At 63.9% G+C, this 23,784-nt stretch carries 23 protein-coding genes; 13 read left to right on the top strand and 10 right to left on the bottom strand.

Features of this window, described 5'->3' with window-relative positions:
* Window positions 1–555 precede the first annotated feature (555 nt).
* The 4 genes from C167_RS0103730 (at window position 556) to C167_RS0103715 (ending at window position 5,603) form a co-directional block, all read left to right on the top strand.
* The gene (locus C167_RS0103730; protein WP_017516918.1) at window positions 556–1,761 is read left to right on the top strand and encodes an acetyl-CoA C-acetyltransferase; all 1,206 of its coding nucleotides are present in this window, start codon (window positions 556–558) and stop codon (window positions 1,759–1,761) included.
* Window positions 1,762–1,778: 17 nt separating this feature from the next.
* A complete protein-coding gene (locus C167_RS0103725) occupies window positions 1,779–3,923 on the top strand; it encodes a 3-hydroxyacyl-CoA dehydrogenase NAD-binding domain-containing protein (protein ID WP_017516917.1) in 2,145 nt (714 codons plus the stop codon).
* Between the two features lie 168 nt (window positions 3,924–4,091).
* Window positions 4,092–4,646 carry a cysteine hydrolase family protein gene (locus tag C167_RS0103720; protein WP_017516916.1) on the top strand — a complete coding sequence of 185 codons (555 nt, stop codon included), beginning with the start codon at window positions 4,092–4,094 and terminating at the stop codon, window positions 4,644–4,646.
* A gap of 204 nt (window positions 4,647–4,850) precedes the next feature.
* Window positions 4,851–5,603 carry an amidotransferase gene (locus tag C167_RS0103715; RefSeq protein WP_017516915.1) on the top strand — a complete coding sequence of 251 codons (753 nt, stop codon included), beginning with the start codon at window positions 4,851–4,853 and terminating at the stop codon, window positions 5,601–5,603.
* A gap of 82 nt (window positions 5,604–5,685) precedes the next feature.
* On the opposite strand, the gene C167_RS0103710 is transcribed toward C167_RS0103715, so the two are convergent.
* From C167_RS0103710 to C167_RS0103695, 4 genes are all read right to left on the bottom strand, one after another.
* Window positions 5,686–6,657, bottom strand: coding sequence for a magnesium and cobalt transport protein CorA (locus C167_RS0103710; protein ID WP_017516914.1), 972 nt, complete (start codon window positions 6,655–6,657; stop codon window positions 5,686–5,688).
* An 84-nt stretch (window positions 6,658–6,741) separates the two neighbouring features.
* Window positions 6,742–6,963, bottom strand: coding sequence for a hypothetical protein (locus C167_RS0103705; protein WP_017516913.1), 222 nt, complete (start codon window positions 6,961–6,963; stop codon window positions 6,742–6,744).
* Between the two features lie 312 nt (window positions 6,964–7,275).
* Entirely contained in the window at window positions 7,276–7,467 is a 192-nt protein-coding gene (locus C167_RS0103700; protein WP_017516912.1) for a hypothetical protein, read from the bottom strand.
* A 156-nt stretch (window positions 7,468–7,623) separates the two neighbouring features.
* Window positions 7,624–8,313 carry a crotonase/enoyl-CoA hydratase family protein gene (locus C167_RS0103695; protein ID WP_017516911.1) on the bottom strand — a complete coding sequence of 230 codons (690 nt, stop codon included), beginning with the start codon at window positions 8,311–8,313 and terminating at the stop codon, window positions 7,624–7,626.
* A gap of 237 nt (window positions 8,314–8,550) precedes the next feature.
* Between C167_RS0103695 and C167_RS0103690 the strand changes: the two genes are divergently transcribed.
* Both C167_RS0103690 and C167_RS0103685 read left to right on the top strand, forming a co-directional pair.
* Window positions 8,551–9,825, top strand: a complete 1,275-nt coding sequence (locus C167_RS0103690; RefSeq protein ID WP_017516910.1) for a hypothetical protein — start codon at window positions 8,551–8,553, stop codon at window positions 9,823–9,825.
* 22 nt (window positions 9,826–9,847) lie between these two features.
* Window positions 9,848–10,132 (top strand): GNAT family N-acetyltransferase, encoded by a 285-nt coding sequence (locus C167_RS0103685; RefSeq protein WP_017516909.1) that lies wholly within the window; start codon window positions 9,848–9,850, stop codon window positions 10,130–10,132.
* 223 nt (window positions 10,133–10,355) lie between these two features.
* On the opposite strand, the gene C167_RS0103680 is transcribed toward C167_RS0103685, so the two are convergent.
* Window positions 10,356–11,432: a 3-deoxy-7-phosphoheptulonate synthase gene (locus C167_RS0103680; protein WP_017516908.1), complete on the bottom strand. Its 1,077-nt coding sequence runs from the start codon at window positions 11,430–11,432 to the stop codon at window positions 10,356–10,358.
* Window positions 11,433–11,612: 180 nt separating this feature from the next.
* On the bottom strand, window positions 11,613–12,032 hold the full coding sequence (locus tag C167_RS0103675) for a PilZ domain-containing protein (protein WP_017516907.1): 420 nt from the start codon (window positions 12,030–12,032) through the stop codon (window positions 11,613–11,615).
* On the opposite strand from C167_RS0103675, the gene C167_RS0103670 reads away from it, so the two are divergent.
* From C167_RS0103670 to cysB, 5 genes are all read left to right on the top strand, one after another.
* A complete protein-coding gene (locus C167_RS0103670) occupies window positions 12,031–12,417 on the top strand; it encodes a thioredoxin family protein (RefSeq protein WP_017516906.1) in 387 nt (128 codons plus the stop codon). The genes C167_RS0103675 and C167_RS0103670 overlap by 2 nt on opposite strands.
* Window positions 12,417–13,364, top strand: a complete 948-nt coding sequence (locus C167_RS0103665; RefSeq protein ID WP_017516905.1) for a putative 2-dehydropantoate 2-reductase — start codon at window positions 12,417–12,419, stop codon at window positions 13,362–13,364. Before C167_RS0103670 ends, C167_RS0103665 begins: the two co-directional genes overlap by 1 nt.
* Before the next feature lie 17 nt (window positions 13,365–13,381).
* On the top strand, window positions 13,382–14,293 hold the full coding sequence (locus tag C167_RS0103660) for a 5'-nucleotidase (protein ID WP_017516904.1): 912 nt from the start codon (window positions 13,382–13,384) through the stop codon (window positions 14,291–14,293).
* 96 nt (window positions 14,294–14,389) lie between these two features.
* Entirely contained in the window at window positions 14,390–14,875 is a 486-nt protein-coding gene (locus C167_RS0103655; protein ID WP_017516903.1) for a universal stress protein, read from the top strand.
* A 167-nt stretch (window positions 14,876–15,042) separates the two neighbouring features.
* Entirely contained in the window at window positions 15,043–16,017 is a 975-nt protein-coding gene (gene cysB / locus C167_RS0103650) for an HTH-type transcriptional regulator CysB (protein WP_017516902.1), read from the top strand.
* A 208-nt stretch (window positions 16,018–16,225) separates the two neighbouring features.
* Here cysB and C167_RS0103645 read toward each other — a convergent pair whose 3' ends face one another.
* From C167_RS0103645 to C167_RS35375, 3 genes are all read right to left on the bottom strand, one after another.
* Window positions 16,226–17,410 (bottom strand): MFS transporter, encoded by a 1,185-nt coding sequence (locus C167_RS0103645; protein ID WP_017516901.1) that lies wholly within the window; start codon window positions 17,408–17,410, stop codon window positions 16,226–16,228.
* 78 nt (window positions 17,411–17,488) lie between these two features.
* Window positions 17,489–17,833 carry a hypothetical protein gene (locus C167_RS0103640; protein ID WP_017516900.1) on the bottom strand — a complete coding sequence of 115 codons (345 nt, stop codon included), beginning with the start codon at window positions 17,831–17,833 and terminating at the stop codon, window positions 17,489–17,491.
* Between the two features lie 86 nt (window positions 17,834–17,919).
* On the bottom strand, window positions 17,920–18,654 hold the full coding sequence (locus C167_RS35375) for a phosphoadenylyl-sulfate reductase (RefSeq protein ID WP_017516899.1): 735 nt from the start codon (window positions 18,652–18,654) through the stop codon (window positions 17,920–17,922).
* A 189-nt stretch (window positions 18,655–18,843) separates the two neighbouring features.
* On the opposite strand from C167_RS35375, the gene thrH reads away from it, so the two are divergent.
* Window positions 18,844–19,461, top strand: coding sequence for a bifunctional phosphoserine phosphatase/homoserine phosphotransferase ThrH (gene thrH, locus C167_RS35370; RefSeq protein WP_017516898.1), 618 nt, complete (start codon window positions 18,844–18,846; stop codon window positions 19,459–19,461).
* A gap of 108 nt (window positions 19,462–19,569) precedes the next feature.
* On the opposite strand, the gene pabB is transcribed toward thrH, so the two are convergent.
* The gene (pabB, locus tag C167_RS0103625) at window positions 19,570–20,913 is read right to left on the bottom strand and encodes an aminodeoxychorismate synthase component I (protein ID WP_026078781.1); all 1,344 of its coding nucleotides are present in this window, start codon (window positions 20,911–20,913) and stop codon (window positions 19,570–19,572) included.
* A gap of 162 nt (window positions 20,914–21,075) precedes the next feature.
* On the opposite strand from pabB, the gene C167_RS0103620 reads away from it, so the two are divergent.
* Complete coding sequence (locus C167_RS0103620) at window positions 21,076–23,784, top strand: helix-turn-helix transcriptional regulator (RefSeq protein ID WP_026078780.1); 2,709 nt, start codon at window positions 21,076–21,078, stop codon at window positions 23,782–23,784.

Below are 23,784 nucleotides of genomic sequence, written 5' to 3'. Positions count from 1 at the left end.
CGCAGCAACGGGGATGCCGGGTGTTGGCCCTAGCCGACCAGACGACTCAGATTGGGGATGATCAGAACAACGGTGGTTGCGAAGACGATCAGGCTAGCCTGACGCCATTTTCTGGATTGTTTGTCCATGATGTCCTTCCGCCTTTCTTGTTCTTGGCACGCCTCGCTCACGGCCTGTAGTAGCGAGCCTCGTACCTTGGCTTCTGGTTATTCGAGCCGAGCCGGCAAACCCGGCAACGGCACTCTTCGCATCATCTGCCTGGTTGAGTCTAAGCCTAGTGCCGCGCGGTCTTAGACCATCTGGCAACAAGTGCTGCAGATCCAGGCATATTCCATCTATATGACCGTGCGGTGACAGCTCAGGGGTGTTTGCTTACCGCTCGTCCGCCTTCGCCGGCAGCCCCTTTCCAGAGCCTTCGAACCATTGGCCGCCGGTCGGTGGCTGAGCGTGGCGGTCAATTGCGCTGAGCGCTGCGGTCATTGCCCCCGGCCGATACGCCGCTAAGGTAGGCCGACACGCCACGCCTGCGTGACGACAACTCTAAGAGAGAACGCCATGACCGAAGCATTCATTTACGACGCGGTGCGTACTCCCCGCGGCAAAGGCAAGAAGGACGGCGCGCTGCACAGCGTCAAGCCGGTCAACCTGATGGCCGGTGTCCTGCGCGCGCTGCAGCAGCGCAACCAGCTCGATACCGCCCAGGTCGACGACATTGTCCTGGGCTGCGTGACCCCGGTAGGCGACCAGGGCTCGGACATCGCCAAGACCGCCGCGCTGGTGGCCGACTGGGACGAGCAGGTCGCCGGCGTACAGATCAACCGCTTCTGCGCCTCGGGCCTGGAAGCGGTCAACCTGGGCGCCATGAAGGTGCGCTCGGGCTTCGAGGACCTGGTGGTGGTCGGTGGCGTGGAATCCATGTCCCGCGTGCCCATGGGCTCCGACGGCGGCGCCTGGGCGCTGGACCCGGAAACCAACCTGCACACCAGCTTCGTGCCCCAGGGCATCGGCGCCGACCTGATCGCCACCCTGGAGGGCTTCAGCCGCGCCGACGTCGACGCCTTCGCCCTGCGCTCCCAGCAGAAGGCCGCCAAGGCCCGCGCCGATGGGCTGTTCGCCAAGTCGCTGGTGCCGGTGACCGACCAGAACGGCATCGTCCTGCTCGACCATGACGAATTCATCCGCGCCGACTCCACCCTCGAAGGCCTCGGCGCGCTCAAGCCCAGCTTCGAGATGATGGGGCAGATGGGCTTCGACGCCAGCGCGCTGCGCAAGTACAGCTTTGTCGAACGCATCGAGCACGTGCACACGCCGGGCAACAGCTCCGGCATCGTCGACGGCGCCGCCGCCATGCTCATCGGCTCCGAGGCCAAGGGCCGCGAGCTGGGCCTGAAGGCCCGCGGGCGCATCGTCGCTACGGCGGTGACCAGCACCGACCCGACCATCATGCTCACCGGCCCTGCGCCGGCCACCCGCAAGGCGCTGGCCAAGGCGGGCCTCAAGGCCGAGGACATCGACCTCTATGAGGTGAACGAGGCCTTTGCCTCGGTGGTGATGAAGTTCATGAAGGATATGGGCGTGCCGGAGAGCAAGGTCAACGTCAACGGCGGCTCCATTGCCATGGGCCACCCGCTGGGCGCCACCGGCTGCATGATCCTCGGCACCCTGCTGGACGAGCTGGAGCGGCGCAACCTGCGCTACGGCCTGGCCACCCTCTGCGTGGGCGGCGGCATGGGCATCGCGACGATTATCGAAAGGGTTTGAGGCCGGAGAACAAGAAAATGACCGACGCCATCCGCTATGAGAAAGGCCAGGACAACATCGTCGTCCTGACCATGGACATGCCCGGCCAGAGCGCCAACACCATGAACGCGGTGTACCGCGAGGCCATGGCCGCCACCGTGGCGCGCCTGGAAGCCGAGAAGGACTCGATCGCCGGCGTGGTGATCACCTCCGCGAAGAAGACCTTCTTCGCCGGCGGCGACCTCAATGAACTGATCAAGGTGACCAAGGCCGACGCCCAGGCTTTCTACGAAGGCATCCTGGTGCTCAAGGGCCAGCTGCGCCGCCTGGAAACCTTCGGCAAGCCCGTGGTCGCCGCCATCAATGGCGCGGCGCTGGGCGGCGGCTGGGAAATCTGCCTGGCCTGCCACCACCGCATCGCCCTGGATGAAAGCCACGTCCAGCTTGGCCTGCCGGAAGTCACCCTGGGCCTGCTGCCCGGCGGTGGCGGCGTGGTGCGTATGGTGCGCCTGCTCGGCCTGGAGAAGGCCCTGCCGTACCTGGCCGAAGGCAAGAAAGTGCGCCCGGACCAGGCGCTCAAGGCCGGCCTGGTCCACCAGTTGGCGTCCAGCCGCGAGGAGATGCTGGCCAAGGCCCGCGAGTGGATCGCCGCCAACCCGGCCGCGAAGCAGCCGTGGGACACTGCCGGCTACAAGATCCCCGGCGGTACGCCCTCCAGCCCGGCCGTGGCACAGATGCTGGCCATTGCCCCGAGCGTGTTGCGCGACAAGACCAAGGGCTGTTTCCCGGCGCCGGAGAAGATCATGTGCGCCGCCGTCGAGGGCGCGCAGGTGGACTTCGATACCGCCCAACTGATCGAGGCGCGCTACTTCACCGAGCTCACCACCGGCCAGGTGGCGAAGAACATGATCGGCACCTTCTGGTTCCAGCTCAACGAGATCAACGCCGGCAAGTCCCGTCCGCAGGGCGTCCCGCCGCAGCAGACGAAGAAGGTCGGCGTCATCGGTGCCGGCATGATGGGAGCGGGTATCGCCTACGTCTCCGCCGCTGCGGGCATCGAGGTGGTGCTCAAGGACGTCACTCTCGAGGCCGCCGAGAAGGGCAAGGCCTATTCCTCCGGCCTGCTGGACAAGAAAGTGAGCAAGGGCCAGATGAGCAGCGACAAGCGCGACGCCTTCCTCGCGCGGATCAAGCCGACTGCCAGCGACGCTGACTTCGAAGGCTGCGACCTGATCATCGAAGCGGTGTTCGAGGACCGTGGCCTGAAGGCCAAGGTCAGCGCCGCCGCCGAATCCGCCGCGCTGCCGGATGCGGTGATCGCTTCCAACACTTCGACCCTGCCGATCACCGGCCTGGCTGACGCCGTGGCGCAGCCGCAGAAGTTCATCGGCCTGCACTTCTTCAGCCCGGTAGACAAGATGCCGCTGGTGGAAATCATCCGCGGCGAAAAAACCGACGACGCTACCCTGGCGCGCGCCTTCGACTACGTACTGCAGATCAGGAAAACCCCGATCGTGGTCCACGACAGCCGTGGTTTCTTCACCTCCCGCGTGTTCGGCACCTTCACCAACGAAGGCCTGGCGATGCTCGGTGAGGGCGTGTCGGCGGCGATGATCGAGAACCAGGCGCGCCAGGCCGGCATGCCGGTGGGGCCATTGGCGATCAGCGACGAAGTGTCGATGAGCCTGATGACCCACATCCGCGAGCAGACGCGCAAGGACCTGGAAGCGGAGGGCAAGCCATTGCCGAAGCACCCGGCCTTCGCCGTGGTGGACCTGATGGTCAACGAGTACAAGCGCCCGGGCAAAGCTGCCGGCGCCGGTTTCTACGACTATCCCGCCAATGGCAGGAAGCACCTGTGGCCGGAGCTCAAGCAGCGCTTCGAGAAGGCTGACGCGCAGATATCCGCCGAAGACGTGCGTGACCGTATCCTCTTCGTGCAGGCCATCGAGACGGTGCGCTGCGTGGAGGAGGGCGTGCTGACCTCCACCGCCGACGCCAACATCGGCTCGATCTTCGGTATCGGCTTCGCGGCCTGGAGCGGCGGCGCGCTGCAATTCATCAACCAGTACGGCCTGAAGGACTTCGTCGCCCGTGCCCAGTACCTGGCCGAGCAGTACGGCGAGCGCTTCCTGCCGCCGGCGCTGCTGCTGGAGAAAGCCGCACGTAACGAGCCGTTCTGAGCGTACGTGTAGGAGCGAGCTTGCTCGCGAGCCACCCCCTCGGGGGGCCGTTCGCGAGCAAGCTCGCTCATACAAGTCGTCACTTCACAAAACCGGCCCTGGTGGCCGGTTTTTTCTTGCCGGTGCAAGCCGTAGGATGGCGTCTTCCGACTCGCAAGGACCGCACCGATGACCGTTTCCGCTCTGTTGATCATCGACCAGCAGCAAGGCATGCGCACCAGCCCTGAGCCGCGCAACAACCCGCAGGCCGAGCAGCGCATCGGAGAGCTGCTGGCTGCATGGCGTCAGAAAGGTTGGCCGCTGGTGCATGTCCGTCATATTTCACGTACGCCGGGCTCGCCGTTCTGGCCGGGGCTGCCGGGCGCCGCGTTCCAGGAGGCGCTGGTGCCGCTGGACCATGAACACGTAGTGGAGAAAAACGTCCCGGACGCTTTCATCAACAGCGGCCTGGAGCGTTGGCTGCGGGTGCGCGGCATCGACTCGGTGGTGATCTGTGGCGTCAGCACCAACAACTCGGTGGAAGCCACGGCGCGTTCGGCGGGCAACCTGGGCTTCGTCACACAGGTCGTCGCAGATGCCTGCTTTGCCTTCGAGAAGCGCGATTTCAACGGCGTGCTGCGCAGCGCGGAAGAGGTCCACGCCATGTCACTGGCGAACCTGGAGGGCGAGTATGCGCAGGTGCTGGACTCGAACTCGGTGCTGCAAAGGCTGTCCATCGGCTGAATCCTTGCCAACCGGCCGTCACCCCTGTGCATCCGTGCAATTGAAGGAAGTCGGTTTTTCCGGTATTTCCCCTGAAATTCCTACACAAGAATCGGCTCCGGCATCTTGTGTGGTGAAAAAATAGGGCGTAATTTTCACGCGCGTTTCATCAGTGTCAGGAAAACCATTCTTATCAGCCGCCAACCCCCCAGGAATCACCCCTGCATGTCGTTGCACATCTGCATTCTGGAAACCGACATCCTCCGCCCCGAACTCATCGATCAGTACAAGGGCTATGGCTGGATGTTCCAGCAACTGTTCGCCAAGCAACCCGTTCCGGCCGAGTTCACGGTCTACAACGTGGTGGAAGGGCATTACCCGCCCGAAGATGAGAAGTTCGACGCGTACCTGGTGACCGGCAGCAAGGCGGACTCCTTCGGCACTGATCCCTGGATCCAGACCCTCAAGGACTACGTGCTCAAGCTCTACCAGCGTGGCGACAAACTGCTGGGCGTGTGCTTCGGCCACCAATTGCTGGCGCTGGTGCTGGGCGGCAAGACCGAGCGCGCGAGCCAGGGCTGGGGCGTGGGCATTCACGATTACCGGATCGAGGAGCAGCCGGAGTGGATGAACCCGGCACCGGGGGATGGCCTGACCCTGCTGGTCAGCCACCAGGACCAGGTCACCGAGCTGCCCCACGGCGCGCGTCGCATCGCCTCCAGCGACTTCTGCCCGAATGCCGCCTACGCCATCGGCGACCAGGTACTGTGCTTCCAGGGCCACCCGGAGTTCCAGAGCGACTATTCCCAGGCGATCCTCGAGCTGCGCAAGCACATCTTCAGCGAACCGGTGTTCCAGTCCGGCATCGACAGCCTCGCGCGCCCGCACCAGGGCACGGCGGTCGGCGAATGGATGATGCGCTTCGTCCAGCAAGGTCGTGACCGGGAGAAGAAAACCGAGAAGCAGAGCGCGGCCTGACTCCTGCCGTGCTGACTGAAAACGCCGCTCAACCGAGCGGCGTTTTCGTTTGCGGGGCGCTTCTCGCGGACATGGCCTGTTCCTACAACCAATCCGCCTGCTTGAAGCTGATGTACAACCCGACGCAACCCAGCGCCAGCAGCCCCATGATCAGGAAGTAGCCGTAGTGCCAGTGCAGTTCCGGAATGTACTCGAAGTTCATCCCGTAGATGCCGGCCACGGCGGTGGGGAAGGCGAGGATGGCCGCCCAGGCGGCGAACTTGCGCTGCACCACGCTCTGCCGTGAGGACTCCAGTGCCAGCCCGACCTCGATGGTCTGGCTGGCCACGTCGCGCAGCGTGGTGAGGTCTTCGAGCAAGCGGTTCACGTGGATCGCCACGTCGCGGAAGTAGGGCCGCATCTGCTTGTCGATGAAGGGGAAGTCCAGGCGCTGCAGCTCCTGGCAGATCTCCACCATGGGCGCGGCGTAGTGCTTGAGCTTGAGTACCTCGCGACGCAGACCGTAGATCTTCTCGATCTGCTCCTGGGTCAGCGATTTGCGCAGAACCTGCTGCTCCACTTCCTCGATTTCCTCGCGGATCGCCTCGACCACCGGCTCGTAGTTGCTCATCACGAAGTCGAGCAGGGCGTAGAGCACGAAGTCGGTGCCGTGCGCCAGCAGGAGCGGTCGCGCCTCGCAGCGCTGTCGGACCTGGGCGTAGGACTGGGAGAAGCCGTGGCGTGCGCTGATGATGTAGCCGATGCCGGCGAATAGATGGGTTTCGACGAACATCAATCGGCTATCGGCGCGGATCGGTGAGTAGATGACGATGAACAGCGCATCCCCGAAGGTTTCAAGCTTCGGCCGGCTGTGCTTTTCCAGGGCGTCGGACACGGCCAGTTCGTGAAGGTTGAACTGTCGCTGCAGGTTGAACATTTCCTCGGGTGTGGGTTCCTGCAGTCCGGTCCAGACGAAGTGGTCGGGCTGGCAGGCCCAGCGGTAGCCGTCCTCCAGCGGTATGTCGGACACCTTGCGGCCCTTGCTGTAGACGGCGGAAGCGATGACTCGGCCCATGCTCAAGCCCACCCTGTTGCTGGATAGGTCGTTCTGCAGGGTTTGAGTGTTGGCCAGCCTGGCGCGACGCGCCAGCGAAGTGGATCAGGAGTGAGGTGCGAGGGCGTCCTGCAAACCCTGAAGGGCGACCGGAACCGCCTGATTGAAGCGTTCGAACAAGCCGGTGCGGTCGATGGTGTCCACTGGGGCGCGGCGCGCACCGTCGAAGCCGGCGCTGAGAGCGGTGACCACCAGGATCACGATGGTATACAGGCCCAGGGCGGCGAGGGCGCCGTTGCGGGCGTAGCGGTGGGCTTGACGATTCATGGCGGCGACTCGGGCTCGGGGAAGAGATGGCCCAGTGTCGCTTTGGTCATTTCGATTGAAAAACGATGCCGGTTGGTTTCCGGTATCAGGCAAATTGATGGATAACGGCGCTACGACCAGATGCAAGCAGGTGGAGGGTGGGACGCTATCGAATGTTTCCGGGACTCTGGCGGGCTTCATGGCTGCGTTACCCTCGTCAGAATGGCTGTGACATCGTCTCTGCAAAACCCGGCATCACGCCGGGCTTTTCGCTTCGGGCAGGACGGCATGACGTCACCTTCTGCATGCGGCGGCTGGCTGTGCGCGAAGGTTTCAGCCCTGCTTGGCAGCAGCTTCGACATTCACATGGCTGGCGGACTGTTCGGATTGCTGTTGCTGGATGGCAGCCTGGGTCATGTGAACCATACGGTCCTGCATCAGCGGGGATTCTTCGGCGAAGCTGGCCTGGGCGGCGAAAGCGGTAGCGGCGGCCAGTACGCTGGCGGCGATGATGTTGAGTTTCATGATGAACACCTCCGGTTGGTTTTCTCTGGGTTCATCTATAGGTTAATGCGTAATAATTTTTGAAAAATAGCAAACAGGCTTAATCAGTATTGCTCTTTAGGTAATAGTTATGGCACGAAAAAGCCCGGCACCTGGCCGGGCTTTTGTCAGCGTCGATCAGGCCAGATGGCTGCGATCCAGTTCGATGGACTTGTCCAGGGTTTCCAGCAACTGCTTGCGCACTTTCAGCTTGGTGTTGCGGTGGGCCGTCATGTTCAGCTTCTTCAGGTGCTGGGCAGCCTCCAGCGCGGCGGCCTGGAGTTGGTCGGCCGGCACCACCTTGTCGAGGAAGCCGGCGTCGACTGCGTCGCGCGGATTGAACATCTCGGCGTTCACCACGGAACGGGTGAAGGCGGAGCGGCGCAGACGGTCACGGGCCAGTTCGATGCCCACGTGGTGCATGGTCATGCCGATGGCCACTTCGTTGAGGCCGATCTGGAACGGGCCGTCGACGCCGATGCGGTAGTCCGCCGAGAGCAGGATGAAGGCGCCCTTGGCCACCGCGTGGCCTGTGCAGGCGACGATGACGGGGAAGGGATGCGACAGCATGCGGCGGGCCAGGGTGGAACCTGCGGCTACCAGGTTCACGGCGTTCTCCGGACCGGAGGTCATGACCTTGAGGTCGTAGCCGCCGGAGAGGATGCCCGGCTGGCCGGTGACGATGACGATGGCACGGTCCTTCTCCGCCTGGTCCAGGGCCTGGTTGAAGGCTTCGATGACCGCCGGAGAGATGGCATTCACCTTGCCGTTGTTCAGGGTCAGGGTGGCGATGCCGTCTTCGAATTGGTAGCTGATCAGCTCACTCATGGCAGAGGGTCCTGGGTTGCAGTCCTTGGGTTGGAAGTGGCCAGAACATACTGACGCAGACCTGGGGCGTAAAGCGTTTTGGCTGACTGGTGAGTCAGCCGCTTGCCATGAAATCCGCGCGATTTCTGTGCGCTATGCACGCAAATTCCTACGGCTCTCGTGGAGAGGTCCCAGGTGTACTGTTAAGCTGCCAGTATCCCTGCGTCCCGCCCTCGCACAATCCAGGATGTGCATCTCATGTCGAAGATTCTCAAGTGGTCCCTGTTCGCCGTCGTGGCGATCGCCCTGATCATCAAGGCGTCGCTGTGGCTGTCCGTGCGCAGTGTAGTGAACGACGCCATCGCCCGTGTTTCGCCGTTCATGGACATTTCCTACGGCGGCATCTCGTCGTCCTTCGATGGACGGGTTGGGTTGCAGAACCTGGTGATCAGGGTGCCGATGGCGGGGGACAGCCTGAAGGTTGCGCACGCGCAGTTGAAGTTCAATGGTCTGCGCGAACTGCTGAGTTTCAAGGAGCGCCTGGATGAGGGCAAGTTGCCCGAGCAGATGGCGGTGGACCTCAAGGGCGTGGAGTTGCAGATCCATGGCCCGTTCATGCAGTCGCTGTACGCCCAGCCGGCGGAGAAGAGCGCCTTCACCGCGATGAGCGAAGTGGCTTGCGGCAACGTGCGCAATATCGGTGTCGATGAGTTGCTGCAGATGGGTTACCGCACCCTCGAGTCGGACATCGAGTTTGCCTACCGCATGCAGCCGGGCGCGCAGACCCTGACCTTCGATCTGCGCAGCGATACCCGCGACATGCTCGACATGCACACCAGCATGACGCTGATGAATGTCTCCGAGCGCCCGGGCGACATGCGTGTGAATCCGCCGCGAGTATCCCAGGTGGTCGTCGAGATGAACGACAACCAGTATCAGCGCCGGGTCAGCGAATTCTGCCGGGGCAAGCTCGGTCTGGACCAGGCTGCCTACACCGCACTGTCACTGGAGCAGTTCGACAAGGCGCTGCGCCAGCAACGCATCGCGCTCGACAAGCCAGTGCTTGAAGCCTACGGCCGCTATCTGGCTGACCCGCGTTCGCTGCGCGTCGAACTGACGCCTACCGAAGGCATGACCTGGGATGGCCTGCAATTTTTCGAGCCCAAGGATGTGATCCAGATGCTGCATCCGGTCGTCCTAGTGAACCAGCAATCTGTGGCACCGCTGGGGTTCGCCTGGGTCGATCCGCTGAAGAAAAAAATCACGCCGGAAAGCCAATATGAAATGGTTTCGGCCCAAGAAACGGTTGAGTCGCAGGCCAGAACGCAGCAATATGAGTTCGTTAGCGTTGAAAGCCTTGCCCAGTACACCGGCAAGCGCCTGCAGTTCATCACCTTCGATGGTGCCTATTACCAGGGTGTGCTGCACAAGGTGGAGAACGGCCGAGTCTATATCACTGTCCTGCTCGGGACGGGTTCGGCAGAAATGTTCCTCCGCCTGAACAAGATCAATCAGGTGCGGGTCATGTTGTGAGGCCCTGCGAAGGAGAGAGCAAGTGAGTGAGTCGTTGTCCATCCAGCATGATGAAACCAGCCACCAGTTCGTAACGACTGTTGATGGTCATCGCGCCTATCTGGCCTACATGGATCTGGGCAAGCAGACGCTCGACATCTACCGCACTTTCGTCCCGGACAGCCTGCGCGGCCGCGGCATCGCCGCCGCCCTCACCGAACACGCCCTGCAATACGCCGAGCGCAAGGGCTACAGCGTCATTCCGTCGTGCTCCTATGTCGAGCGCTACCTGGAACGCCGCCAGCGCCACACCGATACCGCGCTCTGATCCGCTGATCGCAGACATGAAAAAAAGCCGGGCTCATTGCCCGGCTTTTTCTTTGCCATATGTTCGCCCCATCAACTTGTAGGCGGATAACGCCTCAAGCGTTATCCGCCATCATGGGTATCGCTTCGCTCCACGCCATCCTACAAAAACACCTCGCGGCAGGCACGGATGCCTGGGCATGAAAAAGCCGGGCATTGACCCGGCTTTTTCATGCCCGCAAACCTCAGCCGCGCTGACGCTTGGGCAGGACATCCTTGAGCTTGGCGTGCATGCTGCGCACGGCCTTCTCGGTGGTGTCCCAGTCGATACAGGCGTCGGTGATCGACACCCCATACTTGAGCTCGCACAGGTCCTTCGGAATCGGCTGCGCGCCCCAACCCAGGTGGCTTTCCACCATCAGGCCGACGATAGAGTTGTTGCCTTCGGCGATCTGGTTGGCAACGTTGTCCATCACCAGCGGCTGCAGGGCCGGATCCTTGTTGGAGTTGGCGTGGCTGCAGTCGACCATCACGTTCAGCGGGATCTTCGCCTTGGTCAGTTCCTGTTCGCACAGGGCGACGCTGACCGAGTCATAGTTCGGCTTGCCGTTGCCGCCACGCAGCACCACGTGACCGTAGGCGTTGCCCTTGGTGGTGACGATGGAAACGCCACCTTCCTGGTTGATGCCCAGGAAACGGTGCGGGCTGGAAACCGACTGCAGGGCGTTGATTGCCACGGTCAGGCTGCCGTCGGTGCCGTTCTTGAAGCCGACCGCCGAGGACAGGCCCGAGGCCATCTCGCGGTGGGTCTGGGATTCGGTAGTGCGCGCGCCGATGGCCGACCAACTGATCAGGTCCTGCAGGTACTGCGGGGAGATCGGGTCGAGTGCCTCGGTGGCGGTGGGCAGGCCCATCTCGGCGAGGTCGCGCAGCAACTGGCGACCGATGTGCAGGCCGTCCTGGATCTTGAAGGAGTCGTCCAGGTAAGGGTCGTTGATCAGGCCCTTCCAGCCGACGGTGGTACGCGGCTTCTCGAAGTACACGCGCATCACCAGGAACAGGGTGTCGGAGACTTCCGCGGCCAGCACCTTCAGGCGCTCGGCGTATTCGTGGGCGGCCTTGATGTCGTGGATCGAACAGGGGCCGATCACCACGAACAGGCGGTGGTCCTTGCCATCGAGGATGTCACGGACGACCTGGCGGCCGTTGGCGACGGTGCGCAGGGCGGCGTCGGTCAGGGGGATTTCGCGCTTGAGCTGCTCCGGCGTGATCAGTGTCTCGTTGGAGGCAACGTTAAGGTCGTCGATCTGTAAATCAGCCATCGTGGTACTCAATCAGGTCACGGGTGCCGGCCGCCAGAAATCCCCGTGCGATGGGGCGCAGGCAAGTGTGTCGCTAAGGGGAAGCCGAACCTTAACCGGTCAGGCGTGGCCTCGACAATGGCTCGATGCAGGAAAATGCCCGGATCACGGGCATTGGCGCGACTTTCTGCGCAGCGGCGATCAGACCGCGCAAAACAATGGGAAGTCCGCTGCGTTCTGCGCGATCCATTCCAGCGCAAGATCCTCGCTCGGCGACTCGCCACCGTCAGCCTGGGCATGTTGCCGGCGGTAGTGCTCGATCTGGCAGACCTGCTCGATCATCCTCGCGCGAAAAAGCATGTCTTCGTCGATGAAGGCAATGCCCACGCGGTAATCGCTCGCCTGCTTGCGGCTCCAGGCGATCACGCCGCCATAGCGCGCCGCGTCGCCCAGCAGCGGAATGTGCAGTTCGATGGAGGTGCCGCGACGAAAGCCTCGCGGTGAGTTGCACGCCACGCCGCCCAGGCTGATATTGTGCAACCGCTGGCGCGGCAGGAAGGTCTGCTTGCGGATGACCAGCTCGACCGAAAGGTCGCAAGGGTGACGCAGGAACTGACGCATGACGGAACGCTCCGACTGCAATCCTCAGAGTGATGGCACCTTGAGTATAGTGCCGGGCCTGGAGCTGACCGACCTGGATGCCGACCGCCGGCTGCTGGAATTTGCCGGTGTCTCGCTACTGGTTTTTACCGGCGAAGGCTGCTCGAGCTGTCGCTGGGCGCGGCAGGTGCTGCCGGAATTCGGCCTGCCCGTGGATCGTCTGTGCTGGATCGATGCCGGGCACAGCGGCGGACTGGTCGAGCGCTACGAGGTCTTCCACCTGCCGTCCCTTTTTCTGGTGCGGGACGGCCAATTCCTGGGCGCGGTTCACGCACCGCTGCGCCCTGAACCCCTGATCCAGGCCCTGCGCGTTGCCCTGGCGCGCCCTGCTGAGGAATTGCCTTGATGAATCTGCGAATCGGCATCATCGGAACCGGCGCCATTGGCGGTTTCTACGGCCTGATGCTGGCCCGGGCCGGCCATGACGTTCATTTCCTGCTGCGCAGCGAGTATCCCGCCGTCGCGCAGAACGGCCTGCGCCTCAACAGCCAGGTACACGGCGCGCTGAGCCTGTCGCCGGTCAACGCCTACGACGACGTGGCGAAGATGCCGCCTTGCGACTGGCTTCTGGTAGGCGCCAAGACCACCAGCAACGCCGACCTCGCACCGCTGATCGTTCAGGCCGCTACGCAAGGGGCGAAGGTCCTGCTGCTGCAGAACGGCCTTGCCGTGGAAGACGAGCTGCGCACGCTGCTGCCCGAGCACATCCACCTGCTGGGTGGGCTGTGCTTCATCTGCGTGCATCGCGCCGAACCGGGGGTGATCGAACACCAGGCGTTCGGTGCGGTGAATATCGGTTATCACTCGGGCTCCGCGCAGGAGGCCGAATCCCGCCTGGCGATAGTGGAAGAGGGCGCCGCGCTGTTGCGCAGTGCCGGCCTGGACTCCAACGCCATGCCCAACCTGGAGCAGGCGCGCTGGCAGAAGCTGGTCTGGAATATCCCTTACAACGGCCTCTCCGTGCTGCTCGACAGTGGCACGCGAGCGATCATGGACAACCCCGACAGCCGCGCCCTGGTCGCCGAGCTGATGGAGGAAGTCATCGCCGGCGCCGCTGCGTGCGGGTACTCGCTGCCTCAGGGCATCGTCGGCGCGATGCTCAGCTCCACCGACGCCATGCCGGACTACCTGCCCAGCATGTACCACGATTTCGCCCAGCGCCGACCGCTGGAACTGGGGGCGATCTACGCCGCGCCTCTGGAAGCCGCGCGCCAGGCAGGACGTGAACTACCGAAGATCGCAGCCCTGTATCGCGCGCTGCGCTTCATCGATGCGCGCAACCAGGCACGCTGACGGACACTGGGGGAAGCATGGCAAAAGGGCTGGGCGACAAGCTGGTGGTGGCGATTTCCTCGCGGGCGCTGTTCGACCTGCGGGAAAGCCATCAGGTCTATGAAAGCGAAGGCGTCGAAGCCTATCGCCAGTACCAGATCGCCCGCGAGGACGATGTCCTGCCGCCGGGGGACGCCTTCGCCCTGGTGCAGAAGCTGCTTGCCCTCAACGGCGGGACCGACAGCGCGCCGGTGGAAGTCATCCTGGTCTCGCGCAACAGCGCCGACACCGGCCTGCGCGTGTTCAATTCGATCCAGCACTATGGCCTGGGTATCTCCCGTGCCGCCTTCGTCGGCGGCCGCAGCCCTTATCCGTACCTCAAGGCGTTCAACTGCCACCTGTTCCTTTCGACCCATATAGAAGACGTGCGCAACGCCCTGGACGCCGGCTTCGCCGCCGCGACCATTCTTTCCGGCGGTACCCGGCGGGAGGCCAGCGGCGAACTGCGCTTCGCCTTCGACGGCGACGCCGTGCTGTTCTCCGACGACTCCGAGCGCGTCTACCAGCAGGGCGGGCTGGAGGCCTTCCAGACCCACGAACGCGAGTCTGCCCGCGAGCCGCTGGGCGGCGGGCCGTTCAAGCCCTTCCTCGCGGCGCTCAATCGCGTGCAGCAGGCCTTCCCCCAGGAGTCCTGCCCGATCCGCACGGCGCTGGTGACCGCGCGTTCGGCTCCGGCCCACGAACGGGTGATCCGCACCCTGCGCGAGTGGGACATCCGTCTGGATGAGTCGCTGTTCCTCGGTGGCCTGGACAAGGCCGCCTTCCTTGAAGCCTTCGCCGCCGACGTGTTCTTCGACGACCAGCCGCTGCACTGCGAGAAGGCTCGCGACGTGGTGGCAACCGGCCACGTTCCGCACGGCGTAAGCAACGAGAAGAAGGTCGCCCAGTAGCCGCCGGGCCGCGACATCCGGCCTTATCGGAGCGATTCGCGTTCTCCTGCTACGCTGCTGGATAGGCCCCGCCGCGCAGGCAGTCGAGGAGGCCGCATGATCCGAACGATTCTTTACGCCACCGACCTCGGTCTTTACGCACCCTATGTCCTCCAGCACGCATTGTCGCTGGCCCGTGCCTACGGAGCCGAAGTGTATGTCGTGCATGCCGTGGAGCCGCTGGGGCTGTTTGCAGAATCCGTCCTGCAGACCTACCTGGACGAGAGCACGCTGAAGGAGATGCGCACCAATGGCCTGACCAATGTCATGGGCAGCATCGAGCAGCGGGTAATGGAAGGGTTCCGCGACGAACTGGGGGAAGCGCACCAGGACGCCGCGCTGATCCGCTCGGTGCGCGTGCTGCAGGGGGACGCGCCGATGGTGATTCTCGACGAGGCCAAGCGCCTGGATGTCGATATCATCGTCGCTGGCAGTCACAGCCACGGGGAAGGGCTGAACACGCCGCTGGGGCGCACCGCCGCGCGCCTGGTGCAACTGGCCGAGGTGCCGGTCTACCTGGTGCCGATGCTGCAACACCGCTGAAAGCTTTGTGACGATACGTCGGATAAGCCCGGAGTTTCCGTGGGGCTTTAGACGAATGGCATGCAGAGCGAAAAAAAACGTCTAGTTTTATTCCTTAAACCATTAATATGGTTATAAAACGACAAGCCCCTCATCGCGGGTCGCGACATTCATTTCGAGGAAATTCCATGAAGCTTCAGCAACTGCGCTATATCTGGGAAGTCGCGCACCACGATCTGAACGTCTCGGCCACTGCCCAAAGCCTGTACACCTCCCAGCCCGGCATCAGCAAGCAGATCCGCCTGCTGGAAGACGAACTGGGCGTCGAAGTCTTCGCCCGCAGCGGCAAGCACCTGACCCGCGTCACCCCGGCCGGCGAGCGCATCATCACCACCGCCGGCGAGATCCTGCGCAAGGTCGAGAGCATCAAGCAGATCGCCCAGGAATTCTCCAACGAGAAGAAGGGTACGCTGTCCATCGCCACCACCCACACCCAGGCGCGTTATGCGCTGCCCGGCGTGATCAGCGGCTTCATCAAGCAGTATCCGGACGTTTCCCTGCACATGCACCAGGGCACGCCGATGCAGATCGCCGAGATGGCCGCCGACGGCACCGTCGACTTCGCCATCGCCACCGAGGCGCTGGAGCTCTTCGGCGATCTGATCATGATGCCGTGCTACCGCTGGAACCGTTGCGTGATCGTGCCCCAGGGCCACCCGCTGACCAAGGTGCCGAAGCTGACCCTGGAACTGCTCGCCGAGCAGCCCATCGTCACCTACGTATTCGGCTTCACCGGCCGCTCCAAGCTCGACGAAGCCTTCAACCAGCGTGGCCTGGTGCCGAAAGTGGTGTTCACCGCCGCCGACGCCGACGTGATCAAGACCTACGTGCGCCTGGGCCTGGGCGTGGGCATCGTGGCTCACATGGCGGTCGACCCGAAGCTGGACAACGACCTGGTGATGCTCGATGCCGGCCACCTGTTCGAATCCAGCGTGACCAAGATCGGCTTCCGTCGCGGCACCTTCCTGCGCGGCTTCATGTGCGACTTCATCGAGAAGTTCGCCCCGCACCTGACCCGCGACCTGCTGGCCAAGGCCGTCCAGTGCCACAACAAGACCGAGCTGGACGAGCTGTTCGAGGGTATCGAGCTGCCGATCTATTGATCGCACGGCGCCGGTACTGCGGCGCTGGGCTCACGAGAAACGCCGCGATCCCCAAAGGGGGCGCGGCTTTTTGTTTTGCTTCCAAGGTGGGGCGCAAGTGCCCCTATCAAGTGCCCCTATGTAGGAGCGAGCTTGCTCGCGAACAGATTCACCGGCTACATCAGTGTTGGGTGGTTCGCGAGCAAGCTCGCTCCTGCGAAAAGCTTCGTTAGCGGATACGCCAGCGCAGCAACAGCAGGGCGACGAAGGCCAGCGCGGCGCCGACGACAAAGGTCCAGCTGGCGCCGAAGCTTTGCCACAGCCAGCCGGCCAGCACGCTGGCCAGCAGCATGGCGATGCCGCTGGCAAGGTTGAACACGCCGAAGGCGGTGCCCTTGAGGTCGGCGGGTGTGGTGTCGGCGATCAGCGTCGCCAGCAATCCCTGGGTAAAGCCCATGTGCAGGCCCCAGAGCGCGACGCCGACGAGCATCAGCGGCGTGGAGTCGGCCCAGGCCAGCAGCAGGTCGGCCGTCACCAGAAGCAGCATGCCGATGGCCAGCAGACCGGTGCGGTCGGTGCGGTCCGACCACCAGCCCACCGGGTAGGCCGAGAGCATGAACAGCAGGGCCATTACCACCATCACCACCGGCGTCCAGGCCATCGGCAGGCCCATGTCCTGGGCGCGTAGCACCAGGAAGGCTTCGCTGAAACGGGCGAGGGTGAACACCGCGCCGATACCGACCACCCACCAGTAGCGCGCCGGGAAACCGCGCATTGCGTCGCGATGGATCGGCGAGCGGAAGCGATGGGTGCCTTCCGCCTGTTCCGGTTCCTTGACAAAGAAGACGATGGCCAGCACCGCGACGCCGGCGGGAATGCAGGCGAACCAGAACACCAGCGGCAGGTCGTTGCCCAGCCAGAGCATCAGCACGATGGCCAGCAGGGGGCCTGCGAAGGCGCCGACGGTGTCCATGGACTGCCGCAGGCCGAAGCAGGCGCCACGGATCGAAGGTGGCGAGACGTCGGCGATCAGCGCATCGCGCGGCGCGCCGCGGATGCCCTTGCCGATGCGGTCGAGCAGGCGCGCGGCGAAGATCGTCTCGCCCGAGGTGGCCAACGGGAACAGCGGCTTGGAGAGCGCCGCCAGGCCGTAGCCGAACAGCACCAGGCCCTTGCGCCGGCCGAGGAAGTCGCTGATAGCGCCCGAGAACACCTTGACGATCAGCGCGGTGGCTTCGGCGATGCCTTCGATCAGTCCGACCGCGACCATGCTCAGCCCCAGACTGCCGACCAGGAACAGCGGCAGGAGACTGTGCAGCAGTTCGGACGACACATCCATGAACAGGCTGACGAAACCCAGCGCCCAGACGGTGCCGGGAATACGGGGGCGTGGGCGGTCCGAGCCGTCGGCCATGGGAAAGCTTCCTCATGCATCAGGAGAGGGGAGCACAGTCTGGCTTGTCGGCCATCAAGAAAGCGTCAAAGGTGAGCGTTACAGGCGATCCAGATCGTCGCGCTGGGCCAGTTCGGCCAGGGCCTCGCGGGAGTCCAGCGGGAGCTCGCCGCGGCCTTCGAGCACTTCATGGAGGAAGCTCATGAACACCGTGTACACGACCTCGCGGCCGTCATCGTGGCGGACGACGAAGAAGGGCGCGGTATCCACGCCATACTGGGCCGCGACCAGCCAACCGGTGCTGGCGGGGTTGCGCTCGTCGGCGACCAGGGTGCGGTCGATGCGGGAGAGGTAGCCGCCTTTCTCCAGTCGTTCGTGGACTTCGCGGCACTTGCGGCAGTCCTGGCCATCGGCCAGGACCTTCTTCACCAGGGTGATGCGCATGGGGATCGGCTCCGCCGCAGGCGTGCAGGCGTCCGATCCTGGGCTGCGGGCTGACAAGGAAATTTCCGTCAGCCGAGGGTAAGGCCTCAGGCCTTGGTGATCAAATTACCGGCGTGCAGGCCGCACTCTTTCTGCGTGGCTTCTTCCCACCACCAGCGGCCTTCGCGCTCGTGCTGGTTCGGCAGTACCGCGCGGGTGCAGGGTTCGCAGCCGATGCTGATGAAGCCGCGCTCGTGCAGGCTGTTGTAGGGGATTTCCAGCATGCGGATGTAGGCCCAGACTTCGTCGCTGCTCATGTTGGCCAGCGGGTTGAACTTGATCAGCGGTTTCTCCGGGGTGGAGAAGGCGCCGTCGAGTTCGACCACCGCTACCTGGCTGCGCGTGCCGGGGCTCTGGTCCTTGCGCTGGCCGGTGGCCCAGGCGGTCACGGTGGACAGCTTGCGCTTGAGCGGCTCGATCTTGCGAATGCCGCAGCACTCGCCATGGCCGTCCTTGAAGAAGCTGAACAGACCCTTTTCCTTGACGAAGGGTTCCAGCAGGCGCGGGTCGGGGGTCATCACTTCGATGGCGATGCCGTAGTGCTCGCGCACCTGCTCGATGAAGCGGTAGGTCTCCGCATGCAGGCGGCCGGTGTCCAGGCTGAACACCTTGACGTTCTTGTTGAGCTTCCAGGCCATGTCCACCAGCACCACGTCCTCGGCACCGCTGAAGGAAATCCACAGCTCATCGCCAAAATGCTCGAAGGCGAGCTTCAGGATGTCCTGCGGGGATTTGCTGGCATAGCTCGCGGCAGTTTCCGCGATATCGAACGGGAGGCTCATCAGGCGGTATTCCTAGTTTTAATGGCGCAGGGCGGTGCGTGGCGCGATGGTAGCAAAGAGCGGGATATGCCCCTAAATAACCATCGGGTTGGTAGACTGTGGTGTTTGGGTATAAGTGGCGCGTTGCGCCGCTTCCAGCGAGCCGCTAGAGTGCCCGCCTCTCAAGCCAATCCTGCGGGGAAATCGTTCGTGGAAATCGCCTGTCTCGACCTGGAAGGGGTCCTGGTTCCGGAAATCTGGATCGCCTTCGCTGAAAAAACCGGTATCGATGCGCTGAAGGCGACGACCCGTGATATCCCGGACTACGACGTGCTGATGAAGCAGCGTCTGCGCATTCTCGACGAGCACGGCCTGAAGCTGTCCGACATCCAGGAAGTGATCGCTACCCTGAAGCCGCTGGAGGGCGCGGTGGAATTCGTCGACTGGCTGCGCGAGCGCTTCCAGGTGGTGATCCTTTCCGACACCTTCTACGAGTTCTCCCAGCCGCTGATGCGCCAGCTCGGTTTCCCGACCCTGCTGTGCCACAAGCTGATCACTGACGAGACCGATCGCGTCGTCAGCTACCAGCTGCGCCAGAAGGATCCGAAGCGTCAGTCGGTCATCGCCTTCAAGAGCCTGTACTACCGTGTCATCGCCGCTGGCGATTCCTACAACGACACCACCATGCTCTCCGAAGCCCATGCCGGCATCCTGTTCCACGCGCCGGACAACGTGATTCGCGAGTTTCCGCAGTTCCCGGCGGTGCACACCTATGAGGACCTGAAGAAGGAGTTCCTCAAGGCGTCCAACCGCCCGCTCAGCCTGTAACACCGGCTGTGACGAAAAAGCCCCGCTGATGCGGGGCTTTTTCTTTTGGCGCTTGTCCGCGATGCCTTCAGGCCGGGCTGTCGGCCGGTTCGCGGATAGGATCCGCACCTACAGACTTTCCAGGGTTCGCAGCAGCACGCCTACCTTGGTCAGCGACTCCTGGTACTCCTCTTCCCAGTCGGAGTCGGCCACGATGCCGCCGCCGGCCCAGCAGCTCGCCTGGCCGTCTTTCACCAGCACGGTGCGGATGGCGATGGAGCTGTCCATCTCGCCGCGCACGTCGAGGTAGAGCAGGCTGCCGCAGTAGATGCTGCGCCGGGTCGGCTCCAGTTCGTCGATGATCTGCATGGCGCGAACCTTCGGCGCACCGGTGATGGAACCGCCGGGGAAGCTGCCTTCGAGCAGGTCCAGTGCATCCTTTCCGTCCGCCAGTTCGCCACGCACGCTGCTGACCAGGTGGTGGACGTTGGGGTAGGTCTCTACCGCGAAGAGTTCGGGTACGCGCACGCTACCGGGGCGACAGCTGCGGCCCAGATCATTGCGCAGCAGGTCGACGATCATCAGGTTCTCGGCGCGGTCCTTTTCGCTGGCGAGCAGCGCATCGGCGTTGGCCAGGTCGGCCTCGGGCGTGTCGCCGCGCGGACGGGTGCCCTTGATCGGACGGGTTTCCACCTGGTTGCCGTGGAGCTGGATGAAGCGCTCCGGCGACAGGCTGAGGACGGCACCTTCAGGCAATGCCAGATAGCCGGCAAAAGGGGTAGGACACGCCTCGCGCAGCGCACGGTAGGCCAGCCAGGGCGATCCGCTGCAAGGCGCACGGAAACGCTGCGTGTAGTTCACCTGATAACAGTCGCCGGCGAGGATGTAACCGTGCACTCGCTCCAGCGCCTCGCGGTATTGCTCGCGGTTGATGTCTGGCAGGAATGGCGCCGAGAGCCGGAAGGGCGGCAGCGCTTCATCGCCGCGGGCGCCTTCGAACAGGGCGATCAGACGCTCCCGCTCGCTGGTCGCCAGTGACGGGTGGAACACCAGCTCGCTGCTGCATGCCTCGTGGTCGGTGACCAACGCCCAGCCATACAGGCCAAGGCGTGCGTCGGGCAGGGCGAGGTCGTCGAGGTTCGGCTCGGGCAGCCGCTCGACGCGTCGGCCGAAGTCATAACCGAGATAGCCAATCATTCCGCCGACGAATGGCAGTTCGCGATTGTCCGGCACCTTGGCCTCGCCCAGGCGCTGCAGGGCGGTTCGCGCGCGGGCAAAAAAACTCTTGGCCGATTCGTCGGCGGTCGGTGCCAGTTCTGCCAATGGCCAGGCGCTCAGAAGGTCATAGCGTCCACGTGTGGCAATGGGTCGACCGGCGTCCAGGAGTACGGCGCCGGGCGCCCGATGGATCAGGGCGAAGCGTTCACCCGGGTCTTCCCGATAAGGAAGCGGGTGCAGGAAACAGTCAGGCATGGGTAACGGCGTGCAGGCAAATGAGGTGATCAGGTCGGCTGAAGGGTCGATCCTAGAGCTATTTCTTCGGTTTACGTAGCAAAAGCATTCTGATAAGAAGTGACGAATCCCACGCGGACAGTGCTCCGTACCAACAACGATAATGACATAGGGATACAGGCCGTGGATGTAGTGCTCGAACCCGCAGCCGGCAGCCTTCTGCGCTCCAGATTAACACCCCCTCGGGTGCCTGCTGATTATTTGATTCGTCCTGAGGTCCAGAATGCCCTGGACCGACATCCTTATGCCTCGGTGCTGTCCTTCACGGCGCCCGCCGGGTTCGGCAAGACCACCGCACTGGCGGCGCTGGCCGGCAAGCGTGCCGGCGAAGGCCACCCTGTCGCCTGGCTTTCCCTGGAGAGCGACGACGACGATCCCGGCCGTTTCTGCCTGAAACTCATCCAGGCCCTGGCCACCGCCGTGCCGGGCATTGGCGAGGATGCGCTGGGGTACGTGCACAACACCATGCGCGTGCCCGTGGTCGCGGTCATGGAAAGCCTGCTGATGGACCTTTCCCGCGACGAGCACAAGGTCCTGCTGGTACTCGACGACCTGCATGAGATCACCCATTCCGACGTCTACGCCGGTCTCAATCGCCTGGTGCAATACGCACCGCCCGGCCTCACCCTGGCCATCGGCAGCCGTTCCCAGCCGCCACTGAACCTCGCCACCTGGCGCGCCAAGGGCCTGCTGCTGGAAATCGGCCAGGACGAGCTGCGCCTGTCCCGCGACGAAACCCGTGAATACCTGGCCCGCGACGGCCTGCAACTCGAAGATAGCTGCCTGCAGTCGCTGCACAACCAGACCGAAGGTTGGATGGCAGGGGTTCACCTGGTCAGTCTGTGGCTGCGCCAGCAGCCGGGCGCATCGGAAGACCTCAAGGTGCTCAGCAGCGACAAGGCGGCGGTGGGGGATTACCTGCTGCGCGCCGTGTTCGAGCGTCTGCCTGCCGATGTGCAGGGCGCGCTGCTGTCCCTGGGGATCGCCAATCGCCTGAATGGCGACCTGGCCAACACCCTGACTGGTCGCCAGGATGGCCAGGCGCTGCTCGAGCACCTGGACAGCATGCAGCTGTTCCTCCTGCCGCTGGACCGCGACCGCCAGTGGTACCGCTTCCACCAGCTGTTCGCCGACTTCCTCCGCGCCCGCCTGCGCGAGCGCGACCCGGAGCGCTTCAAGCAACTCCACTTCAACGCCAGCCTGTGGTTCACCAACCACCATATGCCGACCTTGGCGATCGAGCATGCCTGCCTTGCCGAGGACCCGGAGATGCTCGCCGCACTGGTGGATGGCTGCGGCCTGGATTTGATCAACCGGGGCCAGCTCTACCTGATCTCGCGCTGGCGCAAGCACGTGCCGAACGAGATTGCCGAGCGCTACCCGATCCTCGTGCTCAGCGATGTCTGGACCCGCGCCACCGAGCTCAGCCTGCCCGAAGCCAACCGCATGATCGACGAGCTGCTGGCGCGCTGGGGCGACTCGCGCGGTAGCGGCCCGATGGGCAATCAGTACCTCTCCGCGCTGGCGGTGAAGGCCGTGCTGGCGTTACAGAAGGATGATCTCGAGCAGTGCATCACCCTGGCGCGCAAGGTGGAGAGCCAGCTGGGCCAGAACTCGGCGTTCCTGGAAGGCGCCATCCTGCTGATCGGGGCGTTCGCCCAGGTCGTGCGTGGCCAGGCGGAACAGGCGCGTCGCCTGATGGGCCTGGCGCAACAGCGCAACCACTTCCTCGATGGTCGCTACCTGCACATGCAGCAGTGCACCATCGAAGTGGTACTGGCGCTGGAGCAGGGTCAGGTCAAGCAGGCGCAGATGCTCATCGAGCGGGTGCGCGATCAGGCCATGCCGCTGTTCGACAAGCGCTCCCAGGCCCTGGCGCTTCCGGCCATCGCTGAAGCGCTGACCGCCTACTACCGCACCGAGCTGGACGGCCTGGAAGAGCGTCTGCGCTGGGCGCTGGGCCGGGTCGACGTGGTCAACCCGATCGACCTCTATGCCCAGGGCATGCAGTGCCTGGCGCGTATCCAGCGCCTGCAGGGGCGCGGCAAGGAGGCGCTGGCCACACTCGGGCTGATGCAGACCCTGGCCTCGCGCAACCAGTCCTGGCGCTTCTTCGCCATGGCGGTGGGCGAGGAGGTCAACCTGATTCTCCAGGAAACCGCCACCGACCGCTGCAAGCGCGCCGAGCAGCGGCTCAAGGCGATCGACTGGGCGAAGCTGGCCAGCCACTACAAGCAGATGCCGTTCAACCCGGTGCTCTGGGTGCAGGGCATCAGCCGCGTGCGCCTGCTCCAGGCACGCGGGCACTTCAGTGAGGCGCTGCACGAAATCACCCAGCTGCGCGGCATGCTGCAGCCGGGCTGGCACGGCCTGCAACGGCTGCGCCTGGACCTGCTGGCGGCCCTGAGCTACCAGCGCCTGGGTTATCAGGAGCGTTCCCACAGCCTGCTCGGCCAATGCCTGGTCGGCGCTGAGCGGGAAGGGGTGCGGAGCATCTTCATCGAGGAAGGCGAGGGGATTCGGCAGTTGCTGCAGCAACTGGAATCCACCGAGCGGCAACCCGCGCTGCAGGTCTTCATTCGCGGAATGTTGACCGTCTGGCCGGGGCAGGAAGCACGCAGGTCGCCCGAAGTGCTCGAAGAAGGTCTGACCGACCGTGAGCGCGAGGTGGTATGCCTGGCGGCCCAGGGCCTCTCCAATGAGGAGATCGGCCAGCAGCTGTCGCTGGCCCTGGGCACCGTCAAATGGCACCTGCACAACATCTACGAGAAGCTCAAGGTACGCAATCGGACCCAAGCGATACGCCGTGCCCGCGAGCTGAGTCTGCTCTGA

The sequence above is a fragment of the Pseudomonas nitroreducens TX1 genome, assembly GCF_000313755.1.
Classification (GTDB): Bacteria; Pseudomonadota; Gammaproteobacteria; order Pseudomonadales; family Pseudomonadaceae; genus Pseudomonas; species Pseudomonas nitroreducens_A.
Note: the sequence above shows the minus strand (reverse complement) of the source record. Positions and strands in the feature narration are given on the sequence as shown.